General features: G+C 61.8%; 24 protein-coding genes, 1 pseudogene and 1 riboswitch. Of the genes and pseudogenes, 17 read left to right on the forward strand and 8 right to left on the reverse strand.

Translation table 11 applies throughout. The features are described from left to right. Window positions 1-163: 163 nt before the first annotated feature. From glyA to C1M53_RS24875, 3 genes are all read left to right on the forward strand, one after another. Window positions 164-1,477, forward strand: a complete 1,314-nt coding sequence (glyA, locus tag C1M53_RS24865; RefSeq protein WP_129414663.1) for a serine hydroxymethyltransferase — start codon at window positions 164-166, stop codon at window positions 1,475-1,477. Between the two features lie 187 nt (window positions 1,478-1,664). Next, a complete protein-coding gene (locus C1M53_RS24870; protein ID WP_129414664.1) occupies window positions 1,665-3,170 on the forward strand; it encodes a DegQ family serine endoprotease in 1,506 nt (501 codons plus the stop codon). Window positions 3,171-3,218: 48 nt separating this feature from the next. After that, the gene (locus C1M53_RS24875) at window positions 3,219-4,529 is read left to right on the forward strand and encodes a replication-associated recombination protein A (protein WP_129414665.1); all 1,311 of its coding nucleotides are present in this window, start codon (window positions 3,219-3,221) and stop codon (window positions 4,527-4,529) included. Between the two features lie 27 nt (window positions 4,530-4,556). Here the strand turns inward: C1M53_RS24875 and C1M53_RS24880 are convergent, their stop codons facing one another. From C1M53_RS24880 to C1M53_RS24900, 5 genes are all read right to left on the reverse strand, one after another. Continuing rightward, window positions 4,557-5,318, reverse strand: a complete 762-nt coding sequence (locus C1M53_RS24880) for a Stf0 family sulfotransferase (RefSeq protein WP_129414666.1) — start codon at window positions 5,316-5,318, stop codon at window positions 4,557-4,559. Between the two features lie 78 nt (window positions 5,319-5,396). Continuing rightward, complete coding sequence (locus tag C1M53_RS24885) at window positions 5,397-5,963, reverse strand: manganese efflux pump MntP family protein (protein ID WP_129414667.1); 567 nt, start codon at window positions 5,961-5,963, stop codon at window positions 5,397-5,399. Continuing rightward, a riboswitch (yybP-ykoY riboswitch) is annotated at window positions 5,932-6,129 on the reverse strand. It overlaps the preceding gene by 32 nt. Before the next feature lie 234 nt (window positions 6,130-6,363). Continuing rightward, window positions 6,364-6,762 (reverse strand): RidA family protein, encoded by a 399-nt coding sequence (locus tag C1M53_RS24890; RefSeq protein WP_129414668.1) that lies wholly within the window; start codon window positions 6,760-6,762, stop codon window positions 6,364-6,366. Between the two features lie 197 nt (window positions 6,763-6,959). Beyond that, window positions 6,960-7,751: a phytanoyl-CoA dioxygenase family protein gene (locus C1M53_RS24895; protein WP_129414669.1), complete on the reverse strand. Its 792-nt coding sequence runs from the start codon at window positions 7,749-7,751 to the stop codon at window positions 6,960-6,962. 220 nt (window positions 7,752-7,971) lie between these two features. Further along, window positions 7,972-8,868, reverse strand: coding sequence for a phosphotransferase (locus tag C1M53_RS24900; RefSeq protein ID WP_129414670.1), 897 nt, complete (start codon window positions 8,866-8,868; stop codon window positions 7,972-7,974). 168 nt (window positions 8,869-9,036) lie between these two features. Here C1M53_RS24900 and C1M53_RS24905 point away from each other — a divergent pair, with 168 nt between their 5' ends. From C1M53_RS24905 to C1M53_RS24935, 7 genes and pseudogenes are all read left to right on the forward strand, one after another. Beyond that, window positions 9,037-10,611, forward strand: coding sequence for a GMC family oxidoreductase N-terminal domain-containing protein (locus C1M53_RS24905; protein ID WP_129416359.1), 1,575 nt, complete (start codon window positions 9,037-9,039; stop codon window positions 10,609-10,611). 211 nt (window positions 10,612-10,822) lie between these two features. Then, entirely contained in the window at window positions 10,823-11,650 is an 828-nt protein-coding gene (locus C1M53_RS24910; protein ID WP_129414671.1) for an aspartyl/asparaginyl beta-hydroxylase domain-containing protein, read from the forward strand. A gap of 31 nt (window positions 11,651-11,681) precedes the next feature. Continuing rightward, complete coding sequence (crcB, locus tag C1M53_RS24915) at window positions 11,682-12,062, forward strand: fluoride efflux transporter CrcB (RefSeq protein ID WP_129414672.1); 381 nt, start codon at window positions 11,682-11,684, stop codon at window positions 12,060-12,062. A 35-nt stretch (window positions 12,063-12,097) separates the two neighbouring features. Beyond that, window positions 12,098-13,081 (forward strand): RluA family pseudouridine synthase, encoded by a 984-nt coding sequence (locus C1M53_RS24920; protein ID WP_129414673.1) that lies wholly within the window; start codon window positions 12,098-12,100, stop codon window positions 13,079-13,081. A 198-nt stretch (window positions 13,082-13,279) separates the two neighbouring features. Continuing rightward, complete coding sequence (locus tag C1M53_RS24925) at window positions 13,280-14,197, forward strand: DMT family transporter (protein ID WP_129414674.1); 918 nt, start codon at window positions 13,280-13,282, stop codon at window positions 14,195-14,197. A gap of 14 nt (window positions 14,198-14,211) precedes the next feature. Beyond that, the gene (locus C1M53_RS24930) at window positions 14,212-15,003 is read left to right on the forward strand and encodes an ATP12 family protein (protein ID WP_129414675.1); all 792 of its coding nucleotides are present in this window, start codon (window positions 14,212-14,214) and stop codon (window positions 15,001-15,003) included. Between the two features lie 150 nt (window positions 15,004-15,153). After that, window positions 15,154-17,039 (forward strand): annotated as a pseudogene (locus tag C1M53_RS24935) (MFS transporter). A gap of 105 nt (window positions 17,040-17,144) precedes the next feature. Here C1M53_RS24935 and C1M53_RS24940 read toward each other — a convergent pair. Together C1M53_RS24940 and C1M53_RS24945 are read right to left on the reverse strand one after the other, a co-directional pair. Continuing rightward, window positions 17,145-18,200 carry an LLM class flavin-dependent oxidoreductase gene (locus C1M53_RS24940; RefSeq protein ID WP_129414676.1) on the reverse strand — a complete coding sequence of 352 codons (1,056 nt, stop codon included), beginning with the start codon at window positions 18,198-18,200 and terminating at the stop codon, window positions 17,145-17,147. A gap of 131 nt (window positions 18,201-18,331) precedes the next feature. Beyond that, window positions 18,332-19,273, reverse strand: a complete 942-nt coding sequence (locus C1M53_RS24945) for a LysR substrate-binding domain-containing protein (protein ID WP_129414677.1) — start codon at window positions 19,271-19,273, stop codon at window positions 18,332-18,334. A gap of 109 nt (window positions 19,274-19,382) precedes the next feature. Here C1M53_RS24945 and C1M53_RS32395 point away from each other — a divergent pair, with 109 nt between their 5' ends. Beyond that, entirely contained in the window at window positions 19,383-19,508 is a 126-nt protein-coding gene (locus C1M53_RS32395; protein WP_281040906.1) for a hypothetical protein, read from the forward strand. Between the two features lie 76 nt (window positions 19,509-19,584). Here the strand turns inward: C1M53_RS32395 and soxR are convergent, their stop codons facing one another. Continuing rightward, window positions 19,585-20,040 (reverse strand): redox-sensitive transcriptional activator SoxR, encoded by a 456-nt coding sequence (soxR, locus tag C1M53_RS24950; RefSeq protein ID WP_129414678.1) that lies wholly within the window; start codon window positions 20,038-20,040, stop codon window positions 19,585-19,587. Window positions 20,041-20,152: 112 nt separating this feature from the next. Here soxR and C1M53_RS24955 point away from each other — a divergent pair, with 112 nt between their 5' ends. From C1M53_RS24955 to thrS, 6 genes are all read left to right on the forward strand, one after another. Continuing rightward, window positions 20,153-20,572, forward strand: coding sequence for a hypothetical protein (locus C1M53_RS24955; RefSeq protein WP_129414679.1), 420 nt, complete (start codon window positions 20,153-20,155; stop codon window positions 20,570-20,572). A gap of 9 nt (window positions 20,573-20,581) precedes the next feature. After that, window positions 20,582-20,959, forward strand: coding sequence for a hypothetical protein (locus C1M53_RS24960; RefSeq protein WP_129414680.1), 378 nt, complete (start codon window positions 20,582-20,584; stop codon window positions 20,957-20,959). Window positions 20,960-21,097: 138 nt separating this feature from the next. Then, entirely contained in the window at window positions 21,098-21,502 is a 405-nt protein-coding gene (yidD, locus tag C1M53_RS24965; protein ID WP_129414681.1) for a membrane protein insertion efficiency factor YidD, read from the forward strand. A 143-nt stretch (window positions 21,503-21,645) separates the two neighbouring features. Further along, the gene (locus tag C1M53_RS24970) at window positions 21,646-22,851 is read left to right on the forward strand and encodes a D-alanyl-D-alanine carboxypeptidase (RefSeq protein ID WP_245488276.1); all 1,206 of its coding nucleotides are present in this window, start codon (window positions 21,646-21,648) and stop codon (window positions 22,849-22,851) included. Window positions 22,852-22,921: 70 nt separating this feature from the next. Continuing rightward, window positions 22,922-23,701 carry a class D beta-lactamase gene (gene blaOXA, locus C1M53_RS24975; RefSeq protein WP_348630059.1) on the forward strand — a complete coding sequence of 260 codons (780 nt, stop codon included), beginning with the start codon at window positions 22,922-22,924 and terminating at the stop codon, window positions 23,699-23,701. 161 nt (window positions 23,702-23,862) lie between these two features. Continuing rightward, a complete protein-coding gene (gene thrS / locus C1M53_RS24980) occupies window positions 23,863-25,848 on the forward strand; it encodes a threonine--tRNA ligase (RefSeq protein WP_129414683.1) in 1,986 nt (661 codons plus the stop codon). Window positions 25,849-25,949 lie beyond the last annotated feature (101 nt).

Genomic DNA, 25,949 nt, shown 5'->3' on the forward strand with positions numbered 1-25,949 from the left:
CAAGACGGACCGAGTGCTGGTTAAGCCTCCTGGTTTTGCAAGGCCTGATGGTTCCAGAAAACGGCGCGATCCGGCCAAAGGATTTCGCAGTGTAAACGTGGCAGCGCCCGGACAACTGTGTTAATGGCGCCGTGACTTTTCCGGACAGTGAGGATCCCAGTCCATGGCAACAGCAGCGGCCGTTTCGAACTCCCTCGAATCCTTCTTTGGAACACCGCTCGCGGAGGTCGATCCGGAGATCTTCGGCTCCATACGCAACGAGCTTGGCCGGCAGCGTCATGAGATCGAGCTGATCGCATCCGAGAACATCGTCTCGCGCGCCGTTCTGGAAGCGCAGGGCTCGATCATGACCAACAAGTATGCCGAGGGTTACCCGGGCAAGCGTTATTACGGCGGCTGCCAGTTCGTCGACGTGGCTGAAGAGCTTGCCATCGAGCGTGCCAAGAAGCTGTTCGACTGCAAGTTCGCCAACGTCCAGCCGAATTCCGGCAGCCAGATGAACCAGGCGGTGTTCCTGGCGCTGCTGCAGCCGGGCGATACTTTCATGGGCCTCGACCTCAATTCCGGCGGTCATCTCACCCACGGCTCGCCCGTCAACATGAGCGGCAAGTGGTTCAAGGTCGTCTCTTATGGCGTGCGCAAGGACGACCATCTGCTCGACATGGAAGAGATCGAAAAGCTCGCCCAGCAGCACAAGCCGAAGCTGATCCTGGCCGGTGGCACGGCCTATTCCCGCATCTGGGACTGGAAGCGGTTCCGCGAGATCGCCGATTCGATCGGAGCCTACCTGATGGTCGACATGGCCCATATCGCCGGCCTGGTCGCCGGCGGCGTGCATCCGAGCCCGTTGCCGCATGCGCATGTGGTGACCACAACCACCCACAAGTCGCTGCGTGGGCCGCGCGGCGGCATGATTCTGACCAACGACGAGGATATCGCCAAGAAGATCAATTCGGCGGTCTTCCCCGGTCTGCAGGGTGGCCCGCTGATGCACGTCATCGCCGCAAAGGCGGTGGCATTTGGCGAGGCGCTGAAGCCGGACTTCAAGATCTATGCCCAGAACGTCGTCGCCAACGCCAAGGCATTGGCCGAGAGCCTGAAGGAGACCGGCCTCGACATCGTTTCCAACGGCACCGACAACCATCTGATGCTGGTCGACCTGCGGCCTAAGAATGCCACCGGCAAGCGCGCCGAGGCTGCTCTTGGTCGCGCCAACATCACCTGCAACAAGAACGGCATTCCATTCGATCCGGAAAAGCCGTTCGTCACGTCGGGTGTGCGTCTTGGCACACCGGCTGGCACCACACGAGGCTTCGGCCAGGCCGAGTTCCGCGAAATCGGCAAGCTGATCGCGGAAGTGCTGGACGGTCTCAAGGTGGCCAATTCCGATGAGGGCAACGCAACCGTCGAGGCTGCGGTCAAGGCCAAGGTGGTGTCGCTGACCGAGCGCTTCCCGCTTTATCCCTATCTCGGCTGATCGTTGAGCTGGACAACCCGCCGGGTGCCCCTTCAGGCGCGCCCGGCGGGTTTGTCATTTCCGGCAGACGGGTCGGCCGTAGGTTCCGCTGGCCCCAAATTCGACAAAAGATCGGAAATACCGATCCGGCCTTTCATTTTGCACATTCATCGCGACAATGGCGCGCAATTCGTTCGGAGGATTCGGTATGCGCCCTAACAGGCTGTCCCTCATTCTGTTTTCCGCCTTTGCGGCGCTCTCGCTTGCTTTCGCGCCCGGCGGCTCGCTGGCGCAGGAGAATGCGCAACAGCCCCCTGCCAAGAGCGAGCCGGGCCTCTCCGATGTGCTGACGGATCTGCTGCACGGCGTCGAAGGCGAGAACTCGACCGGCGGCCCGGACAAGCGTGTGCCGTTTGGTCGTGAGGAAGTGCAACTTTCCTTCGCGCCGCTGGTCAAGCAGACGGCGCCCGCCGTCGTCAACGTCTATGCTTCGCAGACCGCCAGGGTGCGCTCGCCTTTCGATGGCGATCCCTTCTTCGAGGAATTCTTCGGCCGCTCCGTGCCGCGTGCGCAGTCCTCGCTGGGCTCCGGCGTTCTGGTTGATCCAAGCGGCATCGTCGTCACCAACTTCCACGTCATCAAGAACGCCGATGAGGTCAAGGTAGCCACCTCGGACGGGCGCGAATTCACCTCCAAGGTGATGCTGAAGGACGAGACGCTCGATCTCGCGGTGCTGAAGATCTCCGCGGACAAGCCGTTCCCTGTCGTTCCGATCGGCGATTCCGATGCGCTCGAGGTCGGCGACCTCGTGCTGGCCATCGGCAACCCGTTCGGCGTTGGCCAGACCACGACGTCCGGTATCGTTTCGGCGCTTGCGCGCAGCCATATCGGCATCTCGGACTCCGGCTACTTCATCCAGACCGATGCCGCCATCAATCCCGGCAATTCGGGTGGTGCGCTGATCAACATGGGTGGCCAGCTGGTTGGCATCAACACCGCCATCTACAGCCGCAGCGGCGGTTCCATCGGCATCGGCTTCGCTATTCCCGCCAACATGGTGCGCGCCTTTGCGGAAGCCGCCAAGGCCGGCAGCGACTTCTTCGAGCGCCCCTATATCGGCGCTGAGTTCGAGGCAGTCACACCGCAGATCGCAGAATCGCTGGGCATAGAGAAAGTGGGTGGCGCGCTCGTCTCTTCCGTCGCCGATGGTGGTCCGGCCGCCAAGGCAGGTCTGAAGCCCGGCGATGTCGTCCAGACGCTGAATGGCGCTGTCATTGAGGGCATCGAAGCGCTCGACTACCGCATGGCGACGCTGACGATTGGCTCGAACGCGACGTTCGGCGTTCTCACCAAGGGCCAGCAGCAGCAGATCGCCATCGCCCTTGAGCGCGCCCCGGAGGGGCTCGCCACGCAGCAGATACTCCTGCGCGGCCGCAGCCCGTTCGCGGGAGCCAGGGTCGCCGATCTTTCGCCACGCCTCGCGCAGCGTCTCGGGTTGCGCAGTGACGCCAAGGGCGTGGCGCTTGTCGACGTCGCCAGCGCTTCGCCGGCATCGGATTTCGGCTTCCAGCCGGGCGACATCGTGCGTGAGGTGAATGGCATCACCATCGATTCCGCCAAGCGGCTGGAAGAAGCTGCACTGCAAAGCACGCGCTGGTGGCGCTTTACGGTGGAGCGGGGTGGGCAGACACTGCGACAGGTCCTACGTTATTAGGTCTGAATGACCCATCTAGGAGCGTGGAAACACGCGTGACACTGCCCCATGGCCGACCTGTTTGGAAGCAATGACGTTGAGACGACGCCACTCGGACGGCCGTTGGCCGACCGGTTGCGCCCGAAGACGCTTGCCGAGGTCGTCGGTCAGGAGCACTTGACCGGACCGGATGGCGCGCTGTCGCGCATGATCGCGTCGGGTTCGCTGGGCTCGATGATTTTCTGGGGACCACCCGGCACCGGCAAGACGACGGTGGCAAGGCTGCTCGCCGGTGAAACCAGCCTGGCTTTCGAACAGATTTCGGCGATCTTCTCCGGCGTGGCGGACCTGAAGAAAGTGTTCGAGACCGCCCGCTTGCGCCGCACCAATGGGCGCCAGACGCTGTTGTTCGTCGACGAGATACATCGCTTCAACCGCGCTCAGCAGGACAGCTTCCTGCCGGTGATGGAGGACGGCACCGTCATTCTGGTCGGGGCCACCACCGAAAATCCATCCTTCGAACTGAACGCGGCGCTTCTGTCCCGCGCGCGCGTGCTGGTGTTCCAGTCGCTCGGCGAAGACAGCATCGCCAAGCTGCTGGAACGGGCAGAGGAGACGGAAGGCAAGCCGCTGCCGCTCGACGGGGAAGCGAGGGAGGCGCTTGTGCGCATGGCGGACGGCGACGGCCGCGCTTCGCTGACGCTCGCCGAGGAAGTGTGGCGTGCGGCCAAGCCTGGCGAGGTTTTCGATGCCGCCGGCCTGCAAGGTGTGGTGCAGCGGCGCGCGCCGATCTACGACAAGGGCCAGGACGGCCACTACAATCTGATCTCGGCGCTGCACAAATCCGTGCGCGGTTCCGATCCCGACGCGGCGCTCTATTACCTGTCACGCATGTTCGATGCTGGCGAGGATCCGCTTTATCTCGGGCGGCGACTGGTGCGCATGGCGGTCGAGGACATCGGCCTGGCCGATCCGCAGGCGCTCGTCATCGCCAATGCGGCGAAGGATGCCTACGACTATCTCGGCTCGCCGGAAGGCGAACTGGCCTTCGCGCAGGCCTGCGTCTACCTGGCCACGGCGCCGAAATCGAACGCCGTCTACAACGCCTTCAAGGCAGCGACGCGGGCGGCCAAGGAGAATGGTTCGCTGCTGCCGCCCAAGCATATCCTCAATGCGCCGACCAAGCTGATGAAGGAAGAGAGCTACGGCGCCGGCTACCGGTACGACCACGATGAACCGGACGCCTTTTCAGGCCAGGACTATTTCCCGGAAAAGATGGGGCGGCAGACCTTCTATGATCCGCCGGAGCGTGGCTTCGAACGCGAGATCAGGAAACGCCTCGACTATTGGTCGAAGCTGAGGAAGGAGAGGGGTGAATAACCCCACTCCTGGAAGGCAAAGAGCAATCTAGGCTTTCCGTCCAGTTTCCCGTCTGTATCTTGCAACCCAATCGCTGCTTGTCGCATCGGCCAGCCTGGCTGTGCCGACCTTGACGGTCCTGGCAAGTACGGGATCCCTGCCGAGACCAGACAGTACTTTCGACAGAGCAAGTTGCGGGTCGTCAGACATTGTCTCGTATGTCAGTCGCAGCGGTTCGATGGCGCGCGATCTGAAGAAATTGGCCCAGGATGCATCGTCTTCTTCCAGCTCCCTGACAGTCTGGGCGATCTGGCCGCCATCGTAGGCGACGGGCCGTGGCGTTTCTTCGCCCTCGAGTACGGTACCGTCGCTGTTCCTGTGCCACAGGCCGCTCTGCCGGGCACGGATCAGGGAGACCGCCTGCGCAACCTTGTCCAGGCGCGAGAGGTGGATGTAGAGCGTCGGCCCGAAGGTTTCCTCCAGCCTTGCCGCCACGTCCGCCTTGCCGCCGGCGATGTTGTCCAGTCGTCGTGACGCGCCGGCGACACTGGCCCACATCAGGCGCAGGCCGAAAGTCCCGGTGTCGTTGGTGCCGACCCGCCGCATTGCCGTGACATAGGCCTTGTCGAATTGGACGTCGTCCGGGCCTCGCGCCGGCTCGACACCCCACTCCTCGGCCCACTCGGCGATGTCCTCCTGCCGGAAATAGGAATGCGGGCATCCTGCCACGCGGGTCTCGGTCAACATGCGGCAAAGCAGGGTGCTGCCTGAGCGCGGCGTGCCGCAGACGATGTAGGAGGAGAACTGCATTGTCGGCGACACCTGTGGCACGGTCGCTCAGCTCGCGCGAGCTGAGCGGGAAGGCATTACCGCGACAGTGCCGGCATGTCATGGGGCCAGGAGGTGCTCGAAGAGTATCTTCGTGCCGAGGCCGACGAGGGCGATGCCGCCGACGATTTCGGCATATCTGCCGAAGCGGGCGCCCAGATACCGACCCGCAAGGACACCGCCTGTCGACATCACCATGGTGGCCAGGCCGATCGCCACCGCGATCACGACGATGTTGACGTTCAGAAAGGCCAGCGAGACGCCGACAGCCATGGCATCGAGGCTTGTTCCGACCGCGGTCGCCAGCAGGCCGAACGCCGAAGGGTTGCTGATGTCTTCCTGGGTTGTGTCCTGCCGTGACAGGGCATGGATCGTCATCCTGCCGCCGACGGCGGCCAGCAGAACGAACGCAACCCAGTGATCGACCGCCTGGATATACTGGCTGGCGGCGACACCCAGCGCCCAGCCGATGAGGGGCGTCAGCATCTCGACGACGCCGAACACAAGTCCGGTTCGAAATGCCTGCGACAGGGTCGGGCGGACGGGGGAGGCGCCGCGCCCGAGCGCGGCAATCAAGGCGTCGACAGACATGCCGATCGCCAGCACGGCAATGGAAACGGGTGACATCGCTGATCCCGGAGTTAGGACGTTGGCCGGACGAGTGGAGCTTTCCTGTCCAGGAAAAGCTGTCGTCACGGTCTTGCCGAGCGCCAAGGCGCCGGCCGCACCACGCGAGAACGCGAGTATGTTGATGCGGCCCCGTTTCCGGTGGCTACTCCCCGATGACCGCTGACTATCAAACGGCAGCGCTGTCGTCAATACGCTTTGAGTTTTAATTCATAATTTTCAATGGTTTAGCCTTGGCTATCTTTGCGCGATAGAGGCAAGAAACACTGCTTTGGCAAAGCGGAAAAGGTCAGGATCGGCTGGGCGTTCGAGGCCTGTCCCGCTATCCCAATGCCGCATAAAAAACCGCTCCGTTGAAACGGAGCGGTGGTTCGTGAAGCCGGATCCGGCGTCTGCGTTTTCAGGTGTTTGCGGGAATGCGTGCGATGACCTTGATCTCGAAATCGAAGCCGGCCAGCCAGTTGACGCCGATCGCGGTCCAGTTCGGGTAGGGCGCCTTGTCGAAGATCTGGTTCTTGACTGCCATGAGGGTCTCGAACTGGTTCTCGGGGTCCGTATGGAAGGTGGTGACGTCGACAATATCATCGAACGTGCAGCCACCGGCTTTCAGTGTTGCCCTCAGGTTTTCGAAGGCCAGTTCGACCTGGCGCTTGAAATCAGGCTCGGGGGAGCCGTCGGGACGGCTGCCGACCTGACCCGAAACGAACAGCAGATCGCTGGAACGGATCGCAGCCGAATAGCCGTGGGCTTCGTAGAGAGCATGCCGGTCAGCCGGGAAAACCGGTTCGCGCTGTGCCATGTTTTGTCCTTTTCAGGTTTTCGCGCCGTGCCGATGCAAAGGCGTGGAGCAGGGATGCATCGGTCGGCATATGCGAGATTGACATACGCAGCGTATGTAAGGTTGCGCGGCGATGTTTCAATACGCATACGGCGCGTATGCAAACGGCGGTTCGCAATCGGGTATCCGGGGTCGCGAAGGACCCCGGATGCCCGATGCTAGAATGTCAGTCCGCAGGCACGGCGAATGGCGACCTGGACCGGCGAAGGCGGCAATGCCGGATCGAACTCACCTCTGGGCTTGAGCGGCGGCTGCGCCAGGAAGCGGGGCTGCACGCCCCGATGTGGCTGTGCGGCATGCACCAGAAACGGATGGCATAGATAGACGGTGCCGGCCGCGCCGGTTGCCAGGTCGATCTCGCAAGCCTGTGTGGACGCGTAACCGTCTGCGGAAAGCTGCCTCAGTGTTGCGCCGGCCTCGCCGTACGGCAGGAGCTCGCGTGCGATGGCGGCGTGGGAGCCCCTGCGGATCCTGGTCGGCGCGTCATCGGGTCCGATATCCGAAAACAGGAACAGCATCAGCAAGGCGCGACCACTGCTCTTTACATTGGCGCGCCACTCCATGAAGTCCGGATTGCTGGTGCCAAAGCTGACATCCACGTGCCAGCCATCGTCATCAAGGCCCTGCCTCGACGGAAAGCGGATTGGAAACGTTCCGAGCGCCGCGGGCGCATACCAGCGACCTTCTCCGACGAGCTGGTCGTAGGCCCGGTGCAGGCAGGGGCTGTTGGCAGCTTCGACAAAAGGCGGTGATGACATCGAGCCGACGCGGATGACCGGCTTCGTCCAAGTCTCGGGTTCATCCGGCGACAGGCCGATTTCTGCCCACAGCTCGTCCCGGCATTGTCGGGCAAGGCTGCTGCTGAAGGCGTTGTCTATCCTGACGAAACCATCGTCGATGAACTGCTGGACCTGATCGGGCGTCAGGCCGGAAAGAGCGGTTCCGGGCATTGTGCGTTCTTCCTTGAGTGCCGCATTGGTGGCGGCGAGTCTGATCTGGCGGCGCGAGCACGCCGCACGCTCGGGTCGTTCGGAAACGACCGACAGCGTTCAGATCAGCGGGAAGAATGTGGACGTGAACATGATGCCGTAGCCTACGGCGTGAGCCGGGGGAATTCAAGGTTGCGTCGGGCAACAGTCGGGCGCTGCCGCTCGAAGGTGCACTAGACGGTTAGGTCGGGGCGATCTCCTCACAGCGCGCCATGGCCCAGCGCAGGTCTGCCATGTCGCCGGTCGAGGCGCATTCGAAGACCTGCTGAAGCCCGATACGCAGTTGATAGCAGCGCAAGGTCTGGACATTGGTCGATAAGTCCGCGCGATGCTTTTCGAAGAAGCGCGCCTGCACTTCCATGCAGGCCAGCCAGGGGCGCCAGAAGAAGATATTGGCTACATCGTAGAGCGGATCGCCGAACAGTGCCTCGCTCCAGTCGATCACACCGGTGATGGCGAGGCCGTCGGTCAGCACATTGTTCGAGCCGAAATCGCCGTGTACCAGGCATCTGCTTTCCGGACACAGCGGAATGAGCTCCGCGAGCAGGCGCAGATGCCGGTCGATCCAGTGCCGGTCGACCGTCGATTCCTGACCTGGCCAGTCATGGTGTTGGGGATTGGCGACGGCTGCAAGGAAATCGCGCCAACTTGCGTGTCCGCCGCTGCCGCTGGCATCGAAACGACCGAAGCCCACCGTGTCGTCCAGAGGTGCATCCGCGATGGCGTGCATGACTTCGTCGACGCGGCCAACGATTGCCGGCAGTTCGGCTGGCGTCAGGTCCTGCAGGGTTTTGCCCATGACACGCCTTGAAACGCAATAAGCATGCCCCTCTATCTCGCCGATCGACAGAATTTGTGGGATCGGCAAGCTGGCGGAAGCGAAGTGCCGATAGCAAAAGGCATCCTTGTGAAAGCTTTCGGCCAGCCGGTTGATGCGCAGGATGAAGTCTTCATTCGCGAGCCGGATGCCGAAGACCTGCGATTCCTCGCCCTGCGATACGGAGGTCCAGGCCGAGATCGGTCCCAGGTCGCGCTGCAGGGCCGACGTTATGGCCTGGTGGGACAGTCTTGGCTTCATGTTCCTTGCAGCGGCTCCGGTATTTCGGATCTGGCGATGCGATGCAATCAGGCAAAGTCAAAGTGGCGATGTATCCTTTTAGTTGACATTGTGAACCAATATAAGTTCACCTTATCAACCATATTCAGCCTGCCACTCGTGCGGGCGTATCCCAGGGAGCGAGATAGCATGCACATATACGACTATATCGTGGTCGGCGCAGGATCGTCCGGCTGTGTGCTTGCGAACAGGCTGGTGTCCGCCAGCAAAAGCGTACTCCTGCTCGAAGCCGGCCCCCGTGACAACACGCCCTTCATCCATGTCCCCGCCACCTTCGTGCGTGTGCTCGGAACGAAACGGACGTGGATGTATCAGACCGAGCCCGAACCAGGCGCTAACGGCCGTGTGCTGACGGTCCCACAAGGCCGCACACTGGGAGGCGGATCATCGGTCAACGCCATGATCTATATCCGTGGGCAGGCCGAGGACTACGACGAATGGCGCCAACTCGGCTGCCGTGGCTGGGGCTATGAAGACGTCCTGCCTGTTTTTCGTCGCTGCGAGGACAACGAAACCTACTCGAATGCGTTTCACGGCGTTAGCGGGCCATTGAAGGTTTCCGAGCCACGCCACAGGCACCCGATCAGCTCCGCTTTCGTGCGGGCCGCGCAAGAGGTCGGACTGCCGTTCAACGCGGATTTCAATGGTGCTGAACAGGCTGGCGTCGGTTTCTATCAGACAACCACGTTCGCCCAACGAAGAGGTTCGACCGCCGCGACCTATTTGAAAGCCGTGCGCAGGTCGCCACTCCTGACCCTGCGAACCGGCTGCATGGTCCACGGACTGCAGCTTGAGAACGGCGCCGCGAGCGGGGTCCGATATCGCGCGGACAATGGTGAAAGTGGCACGGCGGCAGCGAGGGAGGAGATCATCTTGTGTGCCGGGGCACTCGCCACGCCGAAGCTTCTGATGCTGTCCGGCATCGGTCCGGCATCGGAGCTGGCGGCCTTCGGTATTCCGGTCGTACGCGACCTGCCGGGGGTCGGAGAGAATTTTCAGGACCATATCACTGCGTCGGTCTACGGTATCACCGACCGGCCAATTTCGCTCAAAGGGCAGGATCGCGGCTGGCGGGCAGCCTTGAATGCGCTGCAATATCTGTGTGGCCGCGGTGGCCTTCTCGCTTCGAACGTCGTCGAAACAGGCGGGTTTATCGATACGTCGGGTTGCGGAAGGCCTGATGTGCAGTTCCATGTCACGCCTGCCCTCGTCGGTGATGCGACGCGTCAACCGATGGAAGGTCATGGTGTTTCGATCAATCCGTGCATATTGCGACCGGTTTCCCGGGGGAAAGTGACTTTGCGGAGCGCAAAGCCGCAGGATGTCATCCGGTTCATCGGCAACAATCTGACGGCACCGGAGGATGTCGATACGCTGCTGCGCGGGGTGAAGCTGGCGCGGGCCATTCTCGCCGCGCCGTCAATGCGGGCGTTGGGCTTCAGCGAACTGACACCCGGAGAGGTCGCGGATACTGAGATGGTGTCGTACATCCGGTCGATGGCCAAGACCGTCTACCATCCTGCCGGCACCTGCAGGATGGGTAACGACCCGCTGGCGGTGGTGGACGACCAATTGAGGGTCAGAGGGATACCGCGATTGAGGGTCGCTGATGCATCCGTCATGCCGACGCTGGTCAGTGGAAACACCAATGCACCTTGCATCATGATCGCCGAACGCTGCGCTGATTTCATGTTGGCCGCATAGACCTGAAGTCGTGTGAACAGGCCATCCGGCGGCAATGCACTGAAAAGGTGAGTGCTATCCTCCAATTTTGCGAGATGCTGGCTGGTACGGGTTTTGTGCCGTCTTGTGCACGACAGCAATTGCGCCTATGCAGCCGTCACTGGGGTGAATGCGTCGCGGCCGAGGGCGCGGCGAAACTCTTATAAAGGGTGGCGCCAGGCGCCAGGCTCACATGACCAAAGATCAACGCAAGGCAATCCGCAAGGCCGCCATCGCCGTCGTGCTTCTGGGGCTCGGTTTCTATTTCATCCCGATCATCACGCTGATCTGGCTCATTTGCGGGCTCATCGATGTGCTCCGCAACAAGAAGAAGGACCAGCGGCTGTTCAGCCTTTATTTCACGGGCAACGGCATGTTCACATGGCTGCTGTCGCCCTTCAATCTGCTGGTCGACCTGATCAGCTACAAGAACTGGGGTGTGTGGAAGCTGGAGCAGTTTCCGGCCGACTACCAGCGTGAAGTCAACGAGGTGCTCAATGTCTTCAAGGAGCGCCGCAACGAGATCATCGCTGACATCGATGCCAATTTCGGGACCGGCCGGCGCGGCATGTACGTCTACCAGTGGTACGGCAAGCACAAGATCGACAACGTGCCGGAATTCAACAAGGACTTCAAATATGTGAAGACGATTGCGGTCTCTGTGTTTTCGGGCCGCGAATCGACGTCCTGGCATTTCGGTCCGCTGCGTCTCTCGCTGCGGGTGCTGTACAATCTGATTCCGGTGAACGCCGAAATCTTCGTCGAATGCCAGGATGCCAGGAACTACTGGCACGACAATCCGATGTATATCTTCGACGACACGCTGCTGCATCGCTCGGTCAACGAATATGATGGCCGCCGCTACTGCGTCTTCATGGACGTCATCCGTCCTTCCCCGGTTCCCGGGCTCGTCGCTGGATTGCTCACCATCGTTTCGATGAGCGTCGAGCGCATCAATTCCCTGTTCTACAAGAACTGGAAGATGATCTCGTCCAGCAAAGGCAAGAAGGCCCAGGCCTAGGCCTGGCGTCGCGCTGACGAGGAGTGGACCGATGTATCATCTTCTCCTCGTGGCACTCGGCGGCGCGATCGGCGCCGCTATCCGCCATCTTTTCAATCTCGGTGCCCTCAGGGTGATCGGTCCCGGCTTTCCCTGGGGCACGATGGCCATCAACGTCATCGGCTCCTTCATCATGGGGGCCTTCATCGAAATGCTGTCGCGCCGCTACGGTGGCGCTTCGACGGAGCTGCGCCTGTTCGTCGCCACCGGTATCCTCGGTGGCTTCACGACCTTCTCGGCCTTTTCACTGGATTTCGCCACCTTGTGGGAGCGTGGCGATGTCGTGCCGGCTGCCGGTTACGCGCTGGCGAGCGTCGTTGGCGCGATTCTGGCGCTGTTCCTCGGGCTGTGGCTCGTAAGAACGCTCGCATAGTGCTATTGGCCCGCTTCGAACAATAAAGGCGGACCATGGCAGGCGTCGAACAGATCACGGTGGAAGCCGGCGAAACGGGCATGCGGCTCGATCGCTGGTTCAAGAGCCACTATCCCGGATTGAGCTTCGTGCAGCTGCAGAAGCTGCTGCGGTCCGGGCAGGTGCGGATCAACGGCGCGCGCGCCAAGACCGACACGCGCGTCGAACCGGGGCAGGTGATCCGTATCCCGCCACTCGACGTCGACAAGAAGGGCGGCGCCGACCAGCTCACCGGTCATTCGATCCGCAACCAGGGCGATGCCGACGTGCTCGCCAAGATGCTGCTGCATGAGGACGACAAGGTCTTCGTCTTCAACAAGCCGGCGGGTCTTGCAGTGCAGGGCGGTTCGGGCGTGACCCGCAATGTCGATGACATGCTCGAGGCATGGCGCAACAAGAAGGGCGAGAAGCCGCGTCTGGTTCATCGGCTGGACCGCGACACGTCGGGCGTGCTGGTCATCGCGCGCACGCGGCTTGCCGCCATGAAGCTGTCGGAAGCGTTTCGTGCCCGCGAAACCAAGAAGACCTACTGGGCGCTGGTCAAGGGCGTTCCGCCGAAGCGCGAGGACAAGATCTCGACCTGGCTGGTCAAGGAGCCGACACCGGACGGCGATCGCGTGCGGGTCGCCAAGCATGGTGAAAAGGGCGCTGACCACTCGGTTTCCTACTACCGCATCGTCGAGCAGGCGGCGCAATCGCTATCATGGCTGGAGATGGAACCCTACACCGGGCGCACACATCAGCTGCGTGTGCATGCGGCCTATATCGGCTGCCCGATCATCGGCGATCCGAAGTATTTCGAGGCCGACACCAACTGGGATTTCCCGGGCGGCATGCAGAACCGACTGCACCTGCATGCGCGCCGGATCATCATCCCACACCCTGACAAGGGCGTGATCGACGTCACGGCGCCGATGCCGCCGCATATGCGGCAGAGCTGGAACTTGCTCGGCTTCGACGAGGCGAGCGCCGAGGACTGATTTTCGCAGTGAACCGCCGCTGGAGCGTTTCCGTTTTTCACGGAAACGCGGAAACGCTCCAGCTCTTTGTTTTCACGCAATTCCGGACGGAAAACCGCTACGCACTTTTCCTGGAATTGCGCTAGCCGTGCCTTGGATCATGCCGCGACTGCCAACCTCCTGTAGGGAGGTACGCAGGGAGAACCTGCGGAGGGTGTCATGACTACAGCAAGTCAAAGCTTTGACCGGCGCGATGCCATCGATGCCGCGGCGGTCGGCTTCATGCTGGTACTGACCTTTTCATGGGGCCTGAACGGTGTTGCCGCAAAGCTGACCAATGCAGGCTACAACCCGATCTTCCTCAATGTTGCGCGCTCGGCCATTGCCTGCGTGCTGGTGTTCCTGTGGTGCCAGTTCCGCGGCATCCGCCTGTTCGAGCGCGACGGCACGCTTTTCGGCGGCATCCTGGCTGGCCTGTTGTTCGGGATCGAATTCAGTCTGGTGTTCGTGGCGCTGGAGTACACGACCGTGGCGCGCAATTCGCTGCTGGTCAACACGATGCCGTTCTGGGTGCTTGTCGGCGCGCATTTCTGGCTTGGCGAGCGCATGACGTTGCAGAAGCTGCTGGGGCTGGTCCTCGCCTTCTGCGGGGTGATCGTGATCTTTTCCGACCGGCTGGGCAGCAACGGGCAGCCGACACTGTTCGGGGATCTGCTCAGCCTCGCTGCCGGACTGTTCTGGGCGCTGACGACGCTGACCATCAAGCGTTCGAAGCTGCAGACCGCGAGTGCAGAAAAGGTGCTGCTCTATCAACTCGTGGTTTCAGCGATCATCGCGATCCCGCTGGTGCCGCTGGCCGGACCGGCGCTCCGCGACGTGACGCCGCTGGCGACCGGTGCACTGCTGTTCCAGGCTGTTTATATCGTTACGATCACCTATATCGTCTGGTTCTGGCTGATGCGGCGTTATCCGGCGGCGGGACTGTCGAGTTTCGCCTTCCTGTCACCCGCATTCAGTGTCATATGCGCCTGGTTGATCCTGGGCGAGCCGTTGACCTGGAAGATATTCCTGGCACTGGGGCTGATCTTCGTGGGCTTGAGAATTGTCAATCGGCCGAGACGGCCCAAAACGGCATAGTGGGTGTACCGGCAATGCGCGATATTCTGAGCGATCTCGAGGCAGGGAAGCAGCTTTCCGATCCGGATCCGACGCGACGCGCCCAGATCCAGATGCGTACACCCTTGCCGAAGCGTTTCTACAAGACTGCCTCTATCGCGCCTTCGGACAACGGGTTTGTCGTACAGCTGGACGGCAAGCCTGTCCGCACGCCAGGCAAGGCGTTGCTTGCGCTGCCGACCGAAAAGGCCGCCGCGCTGGTGGCGGCCGAGTTCGCAGCGCAGGAAGAGGTGATCGACCCGGTGACCATGCCGGTGCTGCGTCTCGTCAACACGGCAATCGACGGGGTCGCGGCCGACACACAGGCGGTGCTGGAGGATATCCTGCGTTTCGCCGCGTCCGACATGCTGTGCTACCGTGCCGATGGTCCGCAGGGGCTGGTCGATCGCCAGAATGCGCAATGGGATCCGGTGCTCGACTGGGTGCAGACGTCACTTGGCGCGCGTTTTGAACTTGCCGAAGGTGTGATCCATGTCGAACAGCCGCGTGAGAGCATCGCGGTACTTGGTGCACATCTTGCCCGTCGCAATGATCCATTCCGGCTGGCATCCCTGCATGTCATGACCTCGATCATGGGATCGGCGCTGCTCGCAATGGCCGTCGAGCAGGGCGAACTGGCCGCCGAAACCGCCTGGCTTGCAGCCCATGTCGATGAGGACTGGCAGGTCGAACATTGGGGCCAGGATTCAGAAGCGGTGGCGCGTCGCGCCTTTCGCAAGCGTGACATGATGGCTGCGGTGTCGCTGCTCGAAGCACTCGATGGATAGCCATCCGTCACATTAGACCAAAGTCATAATCCCAATTGCTCGGTCCTCATGACCGGCGCTTTCTGCCAGATTCTGCGTGATGGCTGGTCCGAGTCCGTGTCCGGAGGAGGGTACGGGCAGCCGGCATCGGGGCATTTGGGAGGAGCACTCATGGCAATGGCACAGACCGCCGGCAGAACTGGCCGCGGCATGACGCGGGAAGAGAAGAAGGTCATCTTCGCTTCCTCGCTGGGTACCGTTTTCGAATGGTACGATTTCTATCTCTACGGCGCGCTGGCTGCTTTCATCGGCGCGACCTTCTTTGCTTCCTATCCGGAAGCGACGCGCAACATCTTCGCGCTGCTGGCTTTCGCCGCCGGTTTCCTGGTGCGTCCGTTCGGCGCGCTGGTGTTCGGCCGTATCGGCGACCTCGTCGGCCGCAAATACACCTTCCTCGTCACCATCCTGATCATGGGCCTGTCGACCTTCCTGGTCGGCCTGCTGCCGGGATCGGCTTCCTGGGGCATTGCAGCTCCGGCTATCCTGATCATCCTGCGCATGCTGCAAGGCCTGGCGCTGGGCGGTGAGTATGGCGGCGCAGCCACCTACGTGGCCGAACATGCGCCCGCGATCGTCGCGGCTATTACACCTCATGGATCCAGACCACGGCGACGCTCGGCCTGTTCCTGTCGCTGATCGTCATCCTGATCATCCAGGGCTCGATGAGCAAGGAGACCTTCGCGGCCTGGGGCTGGCGGATTCCGTTCCTGCTTTCGGTCGTGCTGCTCGGCGTTTCCGTGTGGATCCGGCTGACGCTGAGTGAATCGCCGACCTTCCAGCGCATGAAGGAAGAGGGCAAGGGCTCCAAGGCACCGCTGACCGAAGCCTTCGGTCAATGGAAGAACGCCAAGATCGCGCTGCTCGCACTGTTCGGCCTTACAGCCGGCCAGGCCGTGGTGTGGTATTCCGGCCAGTTCTACGCCCTGTTCTTCCTGCAGAACGTGCTCAAGGTCGACGCCTATTCGGTCAACGTCATGATCGCGATCGCCCTGGCACTCGGCACCATCTTCTTCGTGGTGTTTGGCTGGCTGTCCGACAAGGTTGGCCGCAAGCCGATCATCATGGCCGGCCTGGCGCTGGCCATCGTCACCTACTTCCCGCTGTTCAAGGCGCTGACCTGGGCCGCCAATCCGGCGCTCGCCACCGCGCAGCAGACCACGAGGGCCACGGTGACGGCTGCTCCCGGCGACTGTAAGTTCCAGTTCAATCCGGTAGGCACTGCCAAGTTCACGACGTCCTGCGATATCGCGACGGCATTCCTGACCAAGAACTCGGTTCCGTATGACGTCGTGACGACGGCGGCGCCTGGTACCGCCGCGACGGTCAAGATCGGCAACGAGACAGTGGAATCCTACGATGCTGTCGCAGCCGGCGACCAGGCCAAGGCCAAGGATGCAGCCTTCGCCAAGACGGTGAACATCGCCTTGCATGACGGTGGCTATCCGCTGGTTCGCGCTGCCGCCAAGGTGGCCGACCAGAAACTCGATGCCTTCGTGACGGCCAATCCGGAACTGAAGCTCGATGCCGCAGCCATCCGCGGCGGTGAGAAGGCCACCGTTCCGGTCGCCCAGGCGGTCAAGGACAAGATCCTGACACAGGAAGAAGCAGGCGCTGCGACAGATGTCACCGTCTACAGCATTCCAGCCGCAGGCGCCTTCTCGATGGTGGCCGATCCAGCGCAGGTGAACTGGCCGATGGTCATCGGCATCCTGTTCATCCTCGTTCTCTATGTGACGATGGTGTATGGGCCGATCGCCGCGATCCTGGTCGAGATGTTCCCGACCCGTATCCGCTACACCGGCATGTCTCTGCCTTACCACATCGGCAACGGCTGGTTCGGTGGCCTGCTGCCGGCAACGGTGTTCGCGCTGAGCGCCGCCAAGGGCGATATCTACTACGGCCTCTGGTATCCGATCGTGTTCGCGGCGATGTCGCTTATCATCGGTACGCTGTTCGTGAAGGATACGCTGGGTACGGATCTGAACGCCAAGGATTGAGTGGCCCGTCCAACGGACCTCATTTGATCGAAAAGGGCCGGCGCGGTTTCCCGCGCCGGCCCTTTTCATTGGTGTTTGAGGACATCAGCCCCGCCTCGGGAATACTCAGGCCTCTGAAAGCTCCAGCTTTTCCGCCAGAATTTCCCGCGCCGCCGGGATCACTCTGCCGCCGTAGAGTTCGATCGAACGCATCATCTTTTCGTGCGGCAGCGGGCCGGATGAATACTTCATCTGGAAGCGCGCTGCGCCGAGTGCCTTCACCGTTGCCGCGATCTTGCGCGCCACGGTTTCCGGCGAGCCGACATAAAGCGAGCCGCGTTCGACTTCCGATAGGAAGTCTGCGCGTGTCGCCGGCGGCCAGCCGCGTTCACCGCCGATGCGGTCACGCATCAGCTTGTAGTGCGGCCACAGTTCTTCGCGCGCCTGTTCGTCGGTATCGGCGATATAACCCGGCGAATGCACGCCGACCGGCAATGTCGCTCCTCCAAGCTGATCGAGCGCCTGGTGGTAGAGATCCACATAGGGGCGGAAACGCTTCGGGTCGCCGCCGATGATGGCAAGCATCAAAGGCAGGTTGTAGCGCGCCGCGCGAACCACCGATTCCGGGCTGCCTCCGACGCCGATCCAGGTCTTCAAGGTGCCGTTTTCGATCGGCGGGTAAACCGACTGGTCCTCGAGCGGTGGCCGGATCGAACCTTGCCAGGTGACCGGCTCGCCCTTGCGGACCGCCGCGAACAGGTCGAGCTTTTCTGTGAACAGCGTTTCGTAGTCATTGAGCTGGAAACCGAACAACGGAAACGATTCGGTGAAAGAACCGCGGCCGAGGATCACTTCCGCACGACCGTTCGACAGCGCATCGACGGTGGAGAAGCGCTGGAAGACGCGGATCGGATCGTCCGAGCTCAGCACCGTGACGGCCGAACCCAATTTGATGCGGCTGGTGCGCGTGGCGATGCCAGCAAGCACGGTCTCAGGCGCCGATACTGCGAAGTCATCGCGGTGATGTTCGCCAACCCCGATGAAGTCGATGCCGATCTCGTCGGCCAGAACGGCTTCCTCGACGAGATTGCGGATCACCTGAGCCTGCGGAAGCAACTTGCCGTCACTGCCCAGCGTGACATCGCCAAACGTATCCAGTCCGAATTCAACTTTGTCGGTCATATCATCCCCATTTTGGGCTGCCGGCGCGATCCGTCGGGAACGGCTGCCGGGCCTCGGCTGGCCACCGGTCGGTCGGTGGCGGATTGTCCAAATCGGAGAATGAGATAGGCGAGGCGGGCAGAGTTGCCCATTCACTCGGCGAGAACGCACCGTTCACTTTCGGTTGACGACAGCGCAGCAACGCTTGCGGCAAACTCCGCGCGGACCCATTCGGCGAAGATACGGGCGGGCTCGCTGAGTTTCGAGAGGCTGCGCGCGACCAGGAAATAGCTGCCTGAATTGAGCCCGGTGGCAAAGGGCCGGACCAGCGTGCCGGCGGCGAGCTCGTCCTGCATGTAGAGGAGATCGACCAAAGCCACGCCGTGGCCGAGCAGGGCAGCCTGTTTGGACAGCGCCATGTCGGCATACATCGGGCCCGGCGCCCGCACCTCGGCTTCCTCCTCGCCGGCCAGCCGAAACCAGTTCTTCCAGTGCTCGCGGCTTTCCTCGTGCAGCAGGGTGAAACGGCGGAGGTCGCCTGGTTTTTCGATCGCAGGGCCACCGGCGAGCAGGGACGGCGCCAGGACAGGCGTTTCGAGCGCGTAGGCAAGGCGCTCCGCTTCGGTATTCGGCCAGCTGGTGTTGCGGAAGGAAAAACGCAAGGCCAGCTCGGCCTGGTCGGCGCGAAACTCGATAAGCCGCGGATCGACATCGAGCACGACATCGATGTCCGGGTTCATACGCCGGAAACGGTCGAGGCGCGGGATCAGCCAGCAGGCGGCGATGGACGCATCGGAACTCACCCGCGCGGTACGGGTCTGACCGCGGTTGGCGATATCTGTCAGCATTCTCTCGATGCCGTCGAAACTGGCGGTCAGCTGGTTGAGCAGCGCCTTTCCGGGCTCGGTCAACACGACCCTGCGGTGCAGGCGCTCGAACAACGGGGTGCAGAGCGTGGTTTCCAGCTCGCGGATCTGGCGGCTGACGGCGGCTTGCGAAACGTGCAACTCCTCGGCAGCCCGGCTGAAACTGGCATTGCGGCCAGCCGCCTCGAAAGAGCGGAGGGCAGTCAGCGGCAAGCGGCTGCGCTTCATTCGCATAATCTCAGGTTATCCGAGTACGAAAATATACTCGTTTGAAGGCAAGCGCCAGAAGGCGTTGAATCGCGCCATGAAAAAGATACGCGAAACCGGAGTGAATGTGATGTCTGAGATCATCCAGGCGCTTCTCGATGCGCTGACGATTGCAACGTTCCAGACGTTGAAGAAACCGCCACAGCGACAGGATGGCTATCCGCGTCCGCGATCCGATCGGCATGGAAGGATCTAGCGCTACAGTCTGCGCGCTCTGAGACGGCACGTTTGAGCGTTTCCGCAAACCGGCGCACATTTTTGCAGGAATTGCTCTAATCGTCGTTCGGGGACTGGTCGCCGAGCCAGTAGTGCGGGCCGGGGCCGAGGGCTCCGGCCTTGTCATGTGGGTTGACCAGTCGGCAAAATTCGAGTGACAGGCAACCGCAGCTGATGCACTGCGCGAGGCCGGTCTTCAGGCGCTCCAGCTCGGCAATGCGCTCGTCGATACGGCTCGACCAGGGGCCGGAAAGCAACGACCAGTCGGCACCCTTCGGCACGTGGTCCGTCGGTAGCTTGTCGAGCTCGGCACCGATTTCAGCAAGCGTCATGCCGAGGCGCTGGGCAAAGACGATGAAGGCGAGCCGTCGCAGGGTGGCTCTGGTGAAGCGGCGATGCCCCGAGCCTCTGCGCTCGGACTGGATCAAGCCACGCTCCTCATAATAGCGCAGCGCAGAGGCTGCCACGCCGCTGCGGCGTGAAAGCTGATTGATGGTGAGGGTCGTTTCCATCCGACCTTTTCGCATGCATTGCTCTTGACTTCAAGTTTACTTGAACTTGTAGGCAGTCGATCAGGCCGGGCGAACGCCGCGGTTTGGTGGTGGTGCCGAAAAGGAAAGAGCAATGAACACCGGGGATATGAAAACGCCCGACATCCAGAAGTTCGTGGCCGGGAAGGTGCGGGACTGGATGGAATGGTCCGGTACAAAGCTGGTCGATGTGCTCAACGAGGATGAAGCACCAACTTCAAAACTCGGGGCAATCGGTTTTCTCAGGGCGCCAAGGGGAGCGACCAGCGATTTCGAGTTTGCCTATGACGAGGTGCTGATTGTCATTCGGGGCCGTTGCACGGTTGCGAGTCGCGACGAATGGCAGACGGCGGGGCCGGGCGAGGTGCTCTATCTGCCGGCCGGCACGCCGGGAACATTCAATGCACTCGAAGACCTGGAACTGGTCTATGTCGCATCCTCGCCTTATGGCGAGGTCAATCGCGTAACCAAGGCGTCACTGGTCGCCGCGGCGCAAGCCGAAGCCATTCAGTAGGTGCCGGCAATGTCGCTACGCATCGTTCAGCTGTCCAGCTTCGACATCCGCCCCGGCAAACTTGAGCCGTTCAAGCAGGCTATTCGCAATGCCGTGACCTTTGCCGAAGCACACGGTCCTCAGCTCGTTGTCGAAACCTTCATCGACGAGGAGTCGATGCGAGCAAACAGCCTGCAGATCCTGCCAAGCTCCGAAGCCGTGCTTGCGCATTGGAGGCTGGCAGATCCCTACATTCGCGATGTGATGGAAAGTTGCATCATGCGCCGGCTCGATGTCTATGGCGAGCCGAATGAGGAAGTCATGCTGGGGCTGCTTTCGCTTGTCGAACAAGGCATTCCGGTGACGGTCACACCGGGCTTTGTCGGTTTTCGGCGTGGCCATCACTAGAGCGCTCCAGCTCTTTTGTTTTTATGCAATCCCGGACGGAGAACCGCTCCGCACAGCTCCTGGAAATGGGCCGACTGTTGCGAAATTCGTCGAAGCGCGCCATCTACTGCCGATGATGGCGCGAGCGCGATATCAGCAATGACCAAAGAGGCGGGTGGACATGGCCACGACTGCGGTCACCGGCATGCCGGTGAAAGGCCTGCCGTATCGCGCGGCCGTAACTGGGATGGACCCTGGCGCAAGACTCCAGGCAGGCTGGCAGGCACGGCCCTTGTCCGGCTCTACCAACTCACGCTTTCGGGCTTTGTCGGCAACACATGCCGGCACCTGCCGACCTGTTCGGAATATGCCTATGAGGCGATTGCCAGGCATGGCCTGTGGTCCGGTGGCTGGATGGGGCTGTTCCGTTTCATGCGCTGCGGCCCCGGGGGCACGCACGGCATCGACAACGTGCCGGCGGTGCTCGATGCGCGCTATGTCTGGTATATGCCATGGCGCTACTGGTTGATCAGCCGCAAGGCTGTGGATCAACCAAATCGTTAAAAAACCACCCACTTTTCGTTAATGAATTGCGTACAATAGTGGCGGCGGATTTCACGTGACGGGCCCGCGTTCCCGGCAGGTGGCCAGTCTGCATTTCAGTCATACATACTCCCTCGGGACGTCTCTAAATTCACGGAGCGAATATGCCGGTCATCGATATGTGGCTCGGTCGCAAGGTCTTTGCTGCCTCGCTGGCCATGGGCGCGGTTTTGCTGAGCGCGGGAACGGCCACAGCCGACGTTTCCTGGCTGGTGCTCGACACGCAGACGGGGACCGTCTTGGGTCACGAGAACGCTGGCAAGCGGCACGCGCCGGCTTCGCTCGCCAAGCTGATGACGATCTATCTTGCCTTCGAGGCGATCGAACGGGGCAAGCTCGGCTGGGACGATGAGATCGCCATCTCGAAAAATGCGGCAGCCAAGATTCCGATGAAGCTGTGGCTGAAGCCCGGCGAGAGCATCAGCGTGCGCGAGGCCGTCAACGGCATGATCGTGATCTCCGCCAACGATGCCGCCGCCGCTATTGGCGAACATATGGCGGGGTCGGAGGCTGCCTTCGCGCGGCTGATGACCAAGCGCGGCCGGCAGCTGGGGCTTCGCAACACCATCTTCGCCAATCCCTCGGGTTTGACCGATCGGACAAGCCAGTTGACGACCGCTCGCGACATGGCGGTGCTCGGCATGGCACTGGAACGGGATTTCCCGAAACTGTTCGGTCTGTTTTCCCAGCCTTCTTTCGTCTTTCATGGCAAGCGGCTGAAAGGACACAACAATCTGATGTACCGCTATGCCGGTGTTGATGGCTTGAAGACGGGGTATACAGCCGTTTCGGGGTACAATCTGGTGTCGTCGCTCGAGCAGGGCAAAGGCCATCTGATCGGCGTCGTTCTCGGCGGCAAGACGGCCCGCAGCCGCGATGACCGGATGGAAGCCTTGCTGAAGCGCTTCAGTACCGGGCGAACCGTGACATCTGCGCCCTTGGTGGCCTCGAATGCACCGGTGCCGACCCGCAGGCCGAAACAGGTCGTCGCGCCATCTGAGACAATCGACGCCGCCCCGATCGAGCAGGGCGATGGCGACGCTGATGTCGCGCTCATTCCATCGGCCTGGCAGATCCAGATCGGCGCGCTGCCCAGCGAGGTGGCAGCAAAGGCGTTGCTGGGCAACGCGCAGAAATTCATTCGTTCTATCCATGGGGAAGCAGCCGGCCAGATCATGCAGACACAGGCACGCGGTACGACGCTCTATCGTGTGCGTTTCGATGGCTTCGAGGATGCAAAAGCGGCGAGCAGGACTTGCGCGGCGCTCAAGCGGCAGAAGTTCGACTGCATAACGGTCAAAACCAACTGAGCGCTGTTCCCGGAGAATAATGATGTCTGTTTCCGTTCGCTCCACCCTTGGCGGTGCGGGCTTTGTCGCGATGTTGCTCGCTGCATGCTGGCCAGCGGCGGCGCAATCCACCAGCCTAAAGCCGGTGCTCGAATGCACGGCGATCGTCGACGCCAAGGGCGGAGCCGCGCTGTATCGGCAAGGAAGTTGCGACAAGCGTGTGAGCGCCCTGTCCACCTTCAAGGTGCCGTTGGCCTTGATCGGCTACGATACCGGCATCCTTACGGATCCGCACAATCCGCGCTGGGATTACAAGCCGGAGTTCAACGCCATCAAGCGCGACCAGCGCCCCGTCAATCCGTCGATATGGCTGGCCGACTCTGTCGTCTGGTATTCGCAGGAACTGACCCGCAAGCTCGGCGCTGCGCGTTTCGGCGACTACGTCAGGAAGTTCAACTATGGCAACCGCGACATCTCGGGCAACCCGGGCAAGAACGATGGCCTGACGCAGGCCTGGCTGAATTCCTCGCTCAAGATCTCGCCCGACGAACAGATCGCCTTCCTGCGCGGTATCGCCGGCCGCAGCCTGCCGGTTTCCGCGAAAGCCTATGACATGACTGAAGCAGCGATGCCGGCCTTTGAGGCTGGTGGCTGGCAAGTGAAGGGCAAAACCGGGACAGGCCGGCTGGCGGGCAAGGGCGGCGCGCCCAACAGCAGCCGGCCGATCGGCTGGTTCGTCGGCTGGGCCGAAAAGGACGGCAAGCGCATTGTCTTTGCCAAGCTCGTCATCAACAACGGCAAGAGCAACGGGTTGATGGGTCGCGTGGTGCGCGCAGCATTCCTCGAGGAGCTGCCCGGCTTGATCAAGTAGGCGGCAAGACGGTCAGGTTGATCCAGCCAGCGGCGCTGCCTTGCCAGGGCGGCGCCGTTTCGCTTTACGTCGGTCGCAACTGCCCCTAAAAGACCGCTCGCCGCCGGGCATCCGGCACAACACCACCCGCGTTCGTATGCGGGACTGGATAGGAGAAGACCATGGCCAATGTTTCCCTCACATTCCCCGATGGTTCCGTACGCGACTACGACGCCGCGACGACCGGCGCGGAGCTCGCCGAATCCATCTCCAAGTCGCTGGCCAAGAAGGCAGTGGCCTATGCCGTCGATGGTACCTTGCGCGATCTGTCGGACCCGCTGAAGGCTTCCGGCAAGGTCGAGATCGTCACGCGTGACGATCCGCGCGCGCTGGAGCTGATCCGTCACGACACCGCGCACGTGCTGGCGGAGGCAGTGCAGGAACTGTGGCCGGGAACGCAGGTCACCATTGGCCCGGTGATCGAGAACGGCTTCTACTACGACTTCGCCCGCAACGAGCCCTTCACGCCGGAAGACTTTCCCGTCATCGAAAAGAAGATGCGGGAGATCATCCAGCGCAACAAGCCGTTCACCAAGGAAGTCTGGGACCGCGACCGCGCGAAGAAGGTGTTCCGCGACAAGGGCGAGGGCTACAAGGTCGAGCTGATCGACGCCATTCCCGAAGACCAGGACCTGAAGATCTATTTCCAGGGCGACTGGTTCGATCTTTGCCGTGGCCCGCATATGGCGGCCACCGGCCAGATCGGCACCGCCTTCAAGCTGATGAAGGTCGCCGGGGCATACTGGCGCGGCGATGCCAACAATCCGATGCTGACGCGCATCTATGGCACGGCCTGGGCCGACCAGGCGCAGCTCGACCAGTATCTGCATATGCTGGAAGAGGCCGAGAAGCGCGATCATCGTCGCCTCGGCCGCGAGATGGACCTGTTCCACTTCCAGGAAGAAGGGCCGGGCGTCGTGTTCTGGCACGCGAAGGGCTGGAAGATGTTCCAGAATCTCGTCGCCTATATGCGCCGTCGCCTTGGCGACGACTATCAGGAGGTCAACGCCCCGCAGATCCTCGACAAGTCACTGTGGGAAACCTCGGGTCACTGGGGCTGGTACCAGGAGAACATGTTCGCGGTGAAATCCGCGCATGCCTTCACTCATCCGGAAGATCCGGATGCCGACCAGCGCATCTTCGCGCTCAAGCCGATGAACTGCCCGGGCCACGTCCAGATATTCAAGCATGGCCTGAAGTCCTACCGGGATCTGCCGATCCGGCTTGCAGAATTCGGCGCGGTCCATCGCTACGAAGCATCCGGCGCGCTGCACGGGCTGATGCGGGTGCGCGGCTTCACGCAGGACGACGCGCATGTCTTCTGCACGGAAGAGCAGCTGGAGTCCGAGATCCTCAAGATCAACGACCTGATGATGTCGGTCTACAAGGATTTCGGCTTCGAGGAAGTCGTGGTGAAGCTCGCCACGCGACCGGAGAAGCGTGTCGGCACGGATGCCATGTGGGATCATGCCGAGGAGATCCTGAAGAGCTCGCTGGCCCGCATGGCGCGTGAGGACAATCGCATCAAAACTGGCATCAACGAGGGCGAGGGCACGTTCTATGGTCCCAAGTTCGAATACACGCTGAAGGACGCCATCGGTCGCGAGTGGCAGTGCGGCACCACGCAGGTGGACTTCAACCTGCCCGAGCGGTTCGGCGCCTTCTACATCGACTCGGATTCGGAGAAGAAGCAGCCGGTGATGGTGCATCGCGCCATCGTCGGCTCGCTGGAGCGCTTCCTCGGCATCCTGATCGAAAGCCATGCCGGCCATTTCCCGCTGTGGTTCGCACCGCTGCAGGTGGTGGTGGCGACGATCACCTCGGAAGCCGACGACTATGCGCGCAGCGTCGTCGACAAGCTGAAGGCTGCCGGATTGTCGGTGCAGGCGGACCTGCGCAACGAGAAGATCAACTACAAGGTCCGCGAACATTCGCTGACCAAGGTTCCGGTCATTCTCGTCTGCGGCAAGCGTGAGGCGGAAGAAGAGACGGTCAATGTGCGCCGCCTCGGCTCGCGCGACCAGGAATCGCTGTCGCTGGCCGAAGCGATCGCCCGTCTGGTCGACGAAGCGACGCCGCCGGATCTGAAGCGCAAGAAAACGGCCTGATCGCAGGTGTTTTGAACGGCGGTGGCTCGACCCACCGCCGTTTTCATATCGGCGTCATGTTGACGTCATCCAACGCGACTAGAGCAATTTCTGGAAAAGTG

This window comes from Mesorhizobium sp. Pch-S, assembly GCF_004136315.1.
GTDB lineage: Bacteria > Pseudomonadota > Alphaproteobacteria > Rhizobiales > Rhizobiaceae > Mesorhizobium.

Bases quoted from the DNA above. Each gene is read 5' to 3' on its own strand.
- glyA (WP_129414663.1), top strand. From the start codon at position 164: ATGGCAACAGCAGCGGCCGTTTCGAACTCCCTCGAATCCTTCTTTGGA.
- C1M53_RS24870 (WP_129414664.1), top strand. From the start codon at position 1,665: ATGCGCCCTAACAGGCTGTCCCTCATTCTGTTTTCCGCCTTTGCGGCG.
- C1M53_RS24875 (WP_129414665.1), top strand. From the start codon at position 3,219: ATGGCCGACCTGTTTGGAAGCAATGACGTTGAGACGACGCCACTCGGA.
- C1M53_RS24880 (WP_129414666.1), bottom strand. From the start codon at position 5,318: ATGCAGTTCTCCTCCTACATCGTCTGCGGCACGCCGCGCTCAGGCAGC.
- C1M53_RS24885 (WP_129414667.1), bottom strand. From the start codon at position 5,963: ATGTCACCCGTTTCCATTGCCGTGCTGGCGATCGGCATGTCTGTCGAC.
- C1M53_RS24890 (WP_129414668.1), bottom strand. From the start codon at position 6,762: ATGGCACAGCGCGAACCGGTTTTCCCGGCTGACCGGCATGCTCTCTAC.
- C1M53_RS24895 (WP_129414669.1), bottom strand. From the start codon at position 7,751: ATGCCCGGAACCGCTCTTTCCGGCCTGACGCCCGATCAGGTCCAGCAG.
- C1M53_RS24900 (WP_129414670.1), bottom strand. From the start codon at position 8,868: ATGAAGCCAAGACTGTCCCACCAGGCCATAACGTCGGCCCTGCAGCGC.
- C1M53_RS24905 (WP_129416359.1), top strand. From the start codon at position 9,037: ATGCACATATACGACTATATCGTGGTCGGCGCAGGATCGTCCGGCTGT.
- C1M53_RS24910 (WP_129414671.1), top strand. From the start codon at position 10,823: ATGACCAAAGATCAACGCAAGGCAATCCGCAAGGCCGCCATCGCCGTC.
- crcB (WP_129414672.1), top strand. From the start codon at position 11,682: ATGTATCATCTTCTCCTCGTGGCACTCGGCGGCGCGATCGGCGCCGCT.
- C1M53_RS24920 (WP_129414673.1), top strand. From the start codon at position 12,098: ATGGCAGGCGTCGAACAGATCACGGTGGAAGCCGGCGAAACGGGCATG.
- C1M53_RS24925 (WP_129414674.1), top strand. From the start codon at position 13,280: ATGACTACAGCAAGTCAAAGCTTTGACCGGCGCGATGCCATCGATGCC.
- C1M53_RS24930 (WP_129414675.1), top strand. From the start codon at position 14,212: ATGCGCGATATTCTGAGCGATCTCGAGGCAGGGAAGCAGCTTTCCGAT.
- C1M53_RS24940 (WP_129414676.1), bottom strand. From the start codon at position 18,200: ATGACCGACAAAGTTGAATTCGGACTGGATACGTTTGGCGATGTCACG.
- C1M53_RS24945 (WP_129414677.1), bottom strand. From the start codon at position 19,273: ATGAAGCGCAGCCGCTTGCCGCTGACTGCCCTCCGCTCTTTCGAGGCG.
- C1M53_RS32395 (WP_281040906.1), top strand. From the start codon at position 19,383: ATGTCTGAGATCATCCAGGCGCTTCTCGATGCGCTGACGATTGCAACG.
- soxR (WP_129414678.1), bottom strand. From the start codon at position 20,040: ATGGAAACGACCCTCACCATCAATCAGCTTTCACGCCGCAGCGGCGTG.
- C1M53_RS24955 (WP_129414679.1), top strand. From the start codon at position 20,153: ATGAACACCGGGGATATGAAAACGCCCGACATCCAGAAGTTCGTGGCC.
- C1M53_RS24960 (WP_129414680.1), top strand. From the start codon at position 20,582: ATGTCGCTACGCATCGTTCAGCTGTCCAGCTTCGACATCCGCCCCGGC.
- yidD (WP_129414681.1), top strand. From the start codon at position 21,098: ATGACCAAAGAGGCGGGTGGACATGGCCACGACTGCGGTCACCGGCAT.
- C1M53_RS24970 (WP_245488276.1), top strand. From the start codon at position 21,646: ATGCCGGTCATCGATATGTGGCTCGGTCGCAAGGTCTTTGCTGCCTCG.
- blaOXA (WP_348630059.1), top strand. From the start codon at position 22,922: ATGTTGCTCGCTGCATGCTGGCCAGCGGCGGCGCAATCCACCAGCCTA.
- thrS (WP_129414683.1), top strand. From the start codon at position 23,863: ATGGCCAATGTTTCCCTCACATTCCCCGATGGTTCCGTACGCGACTAC.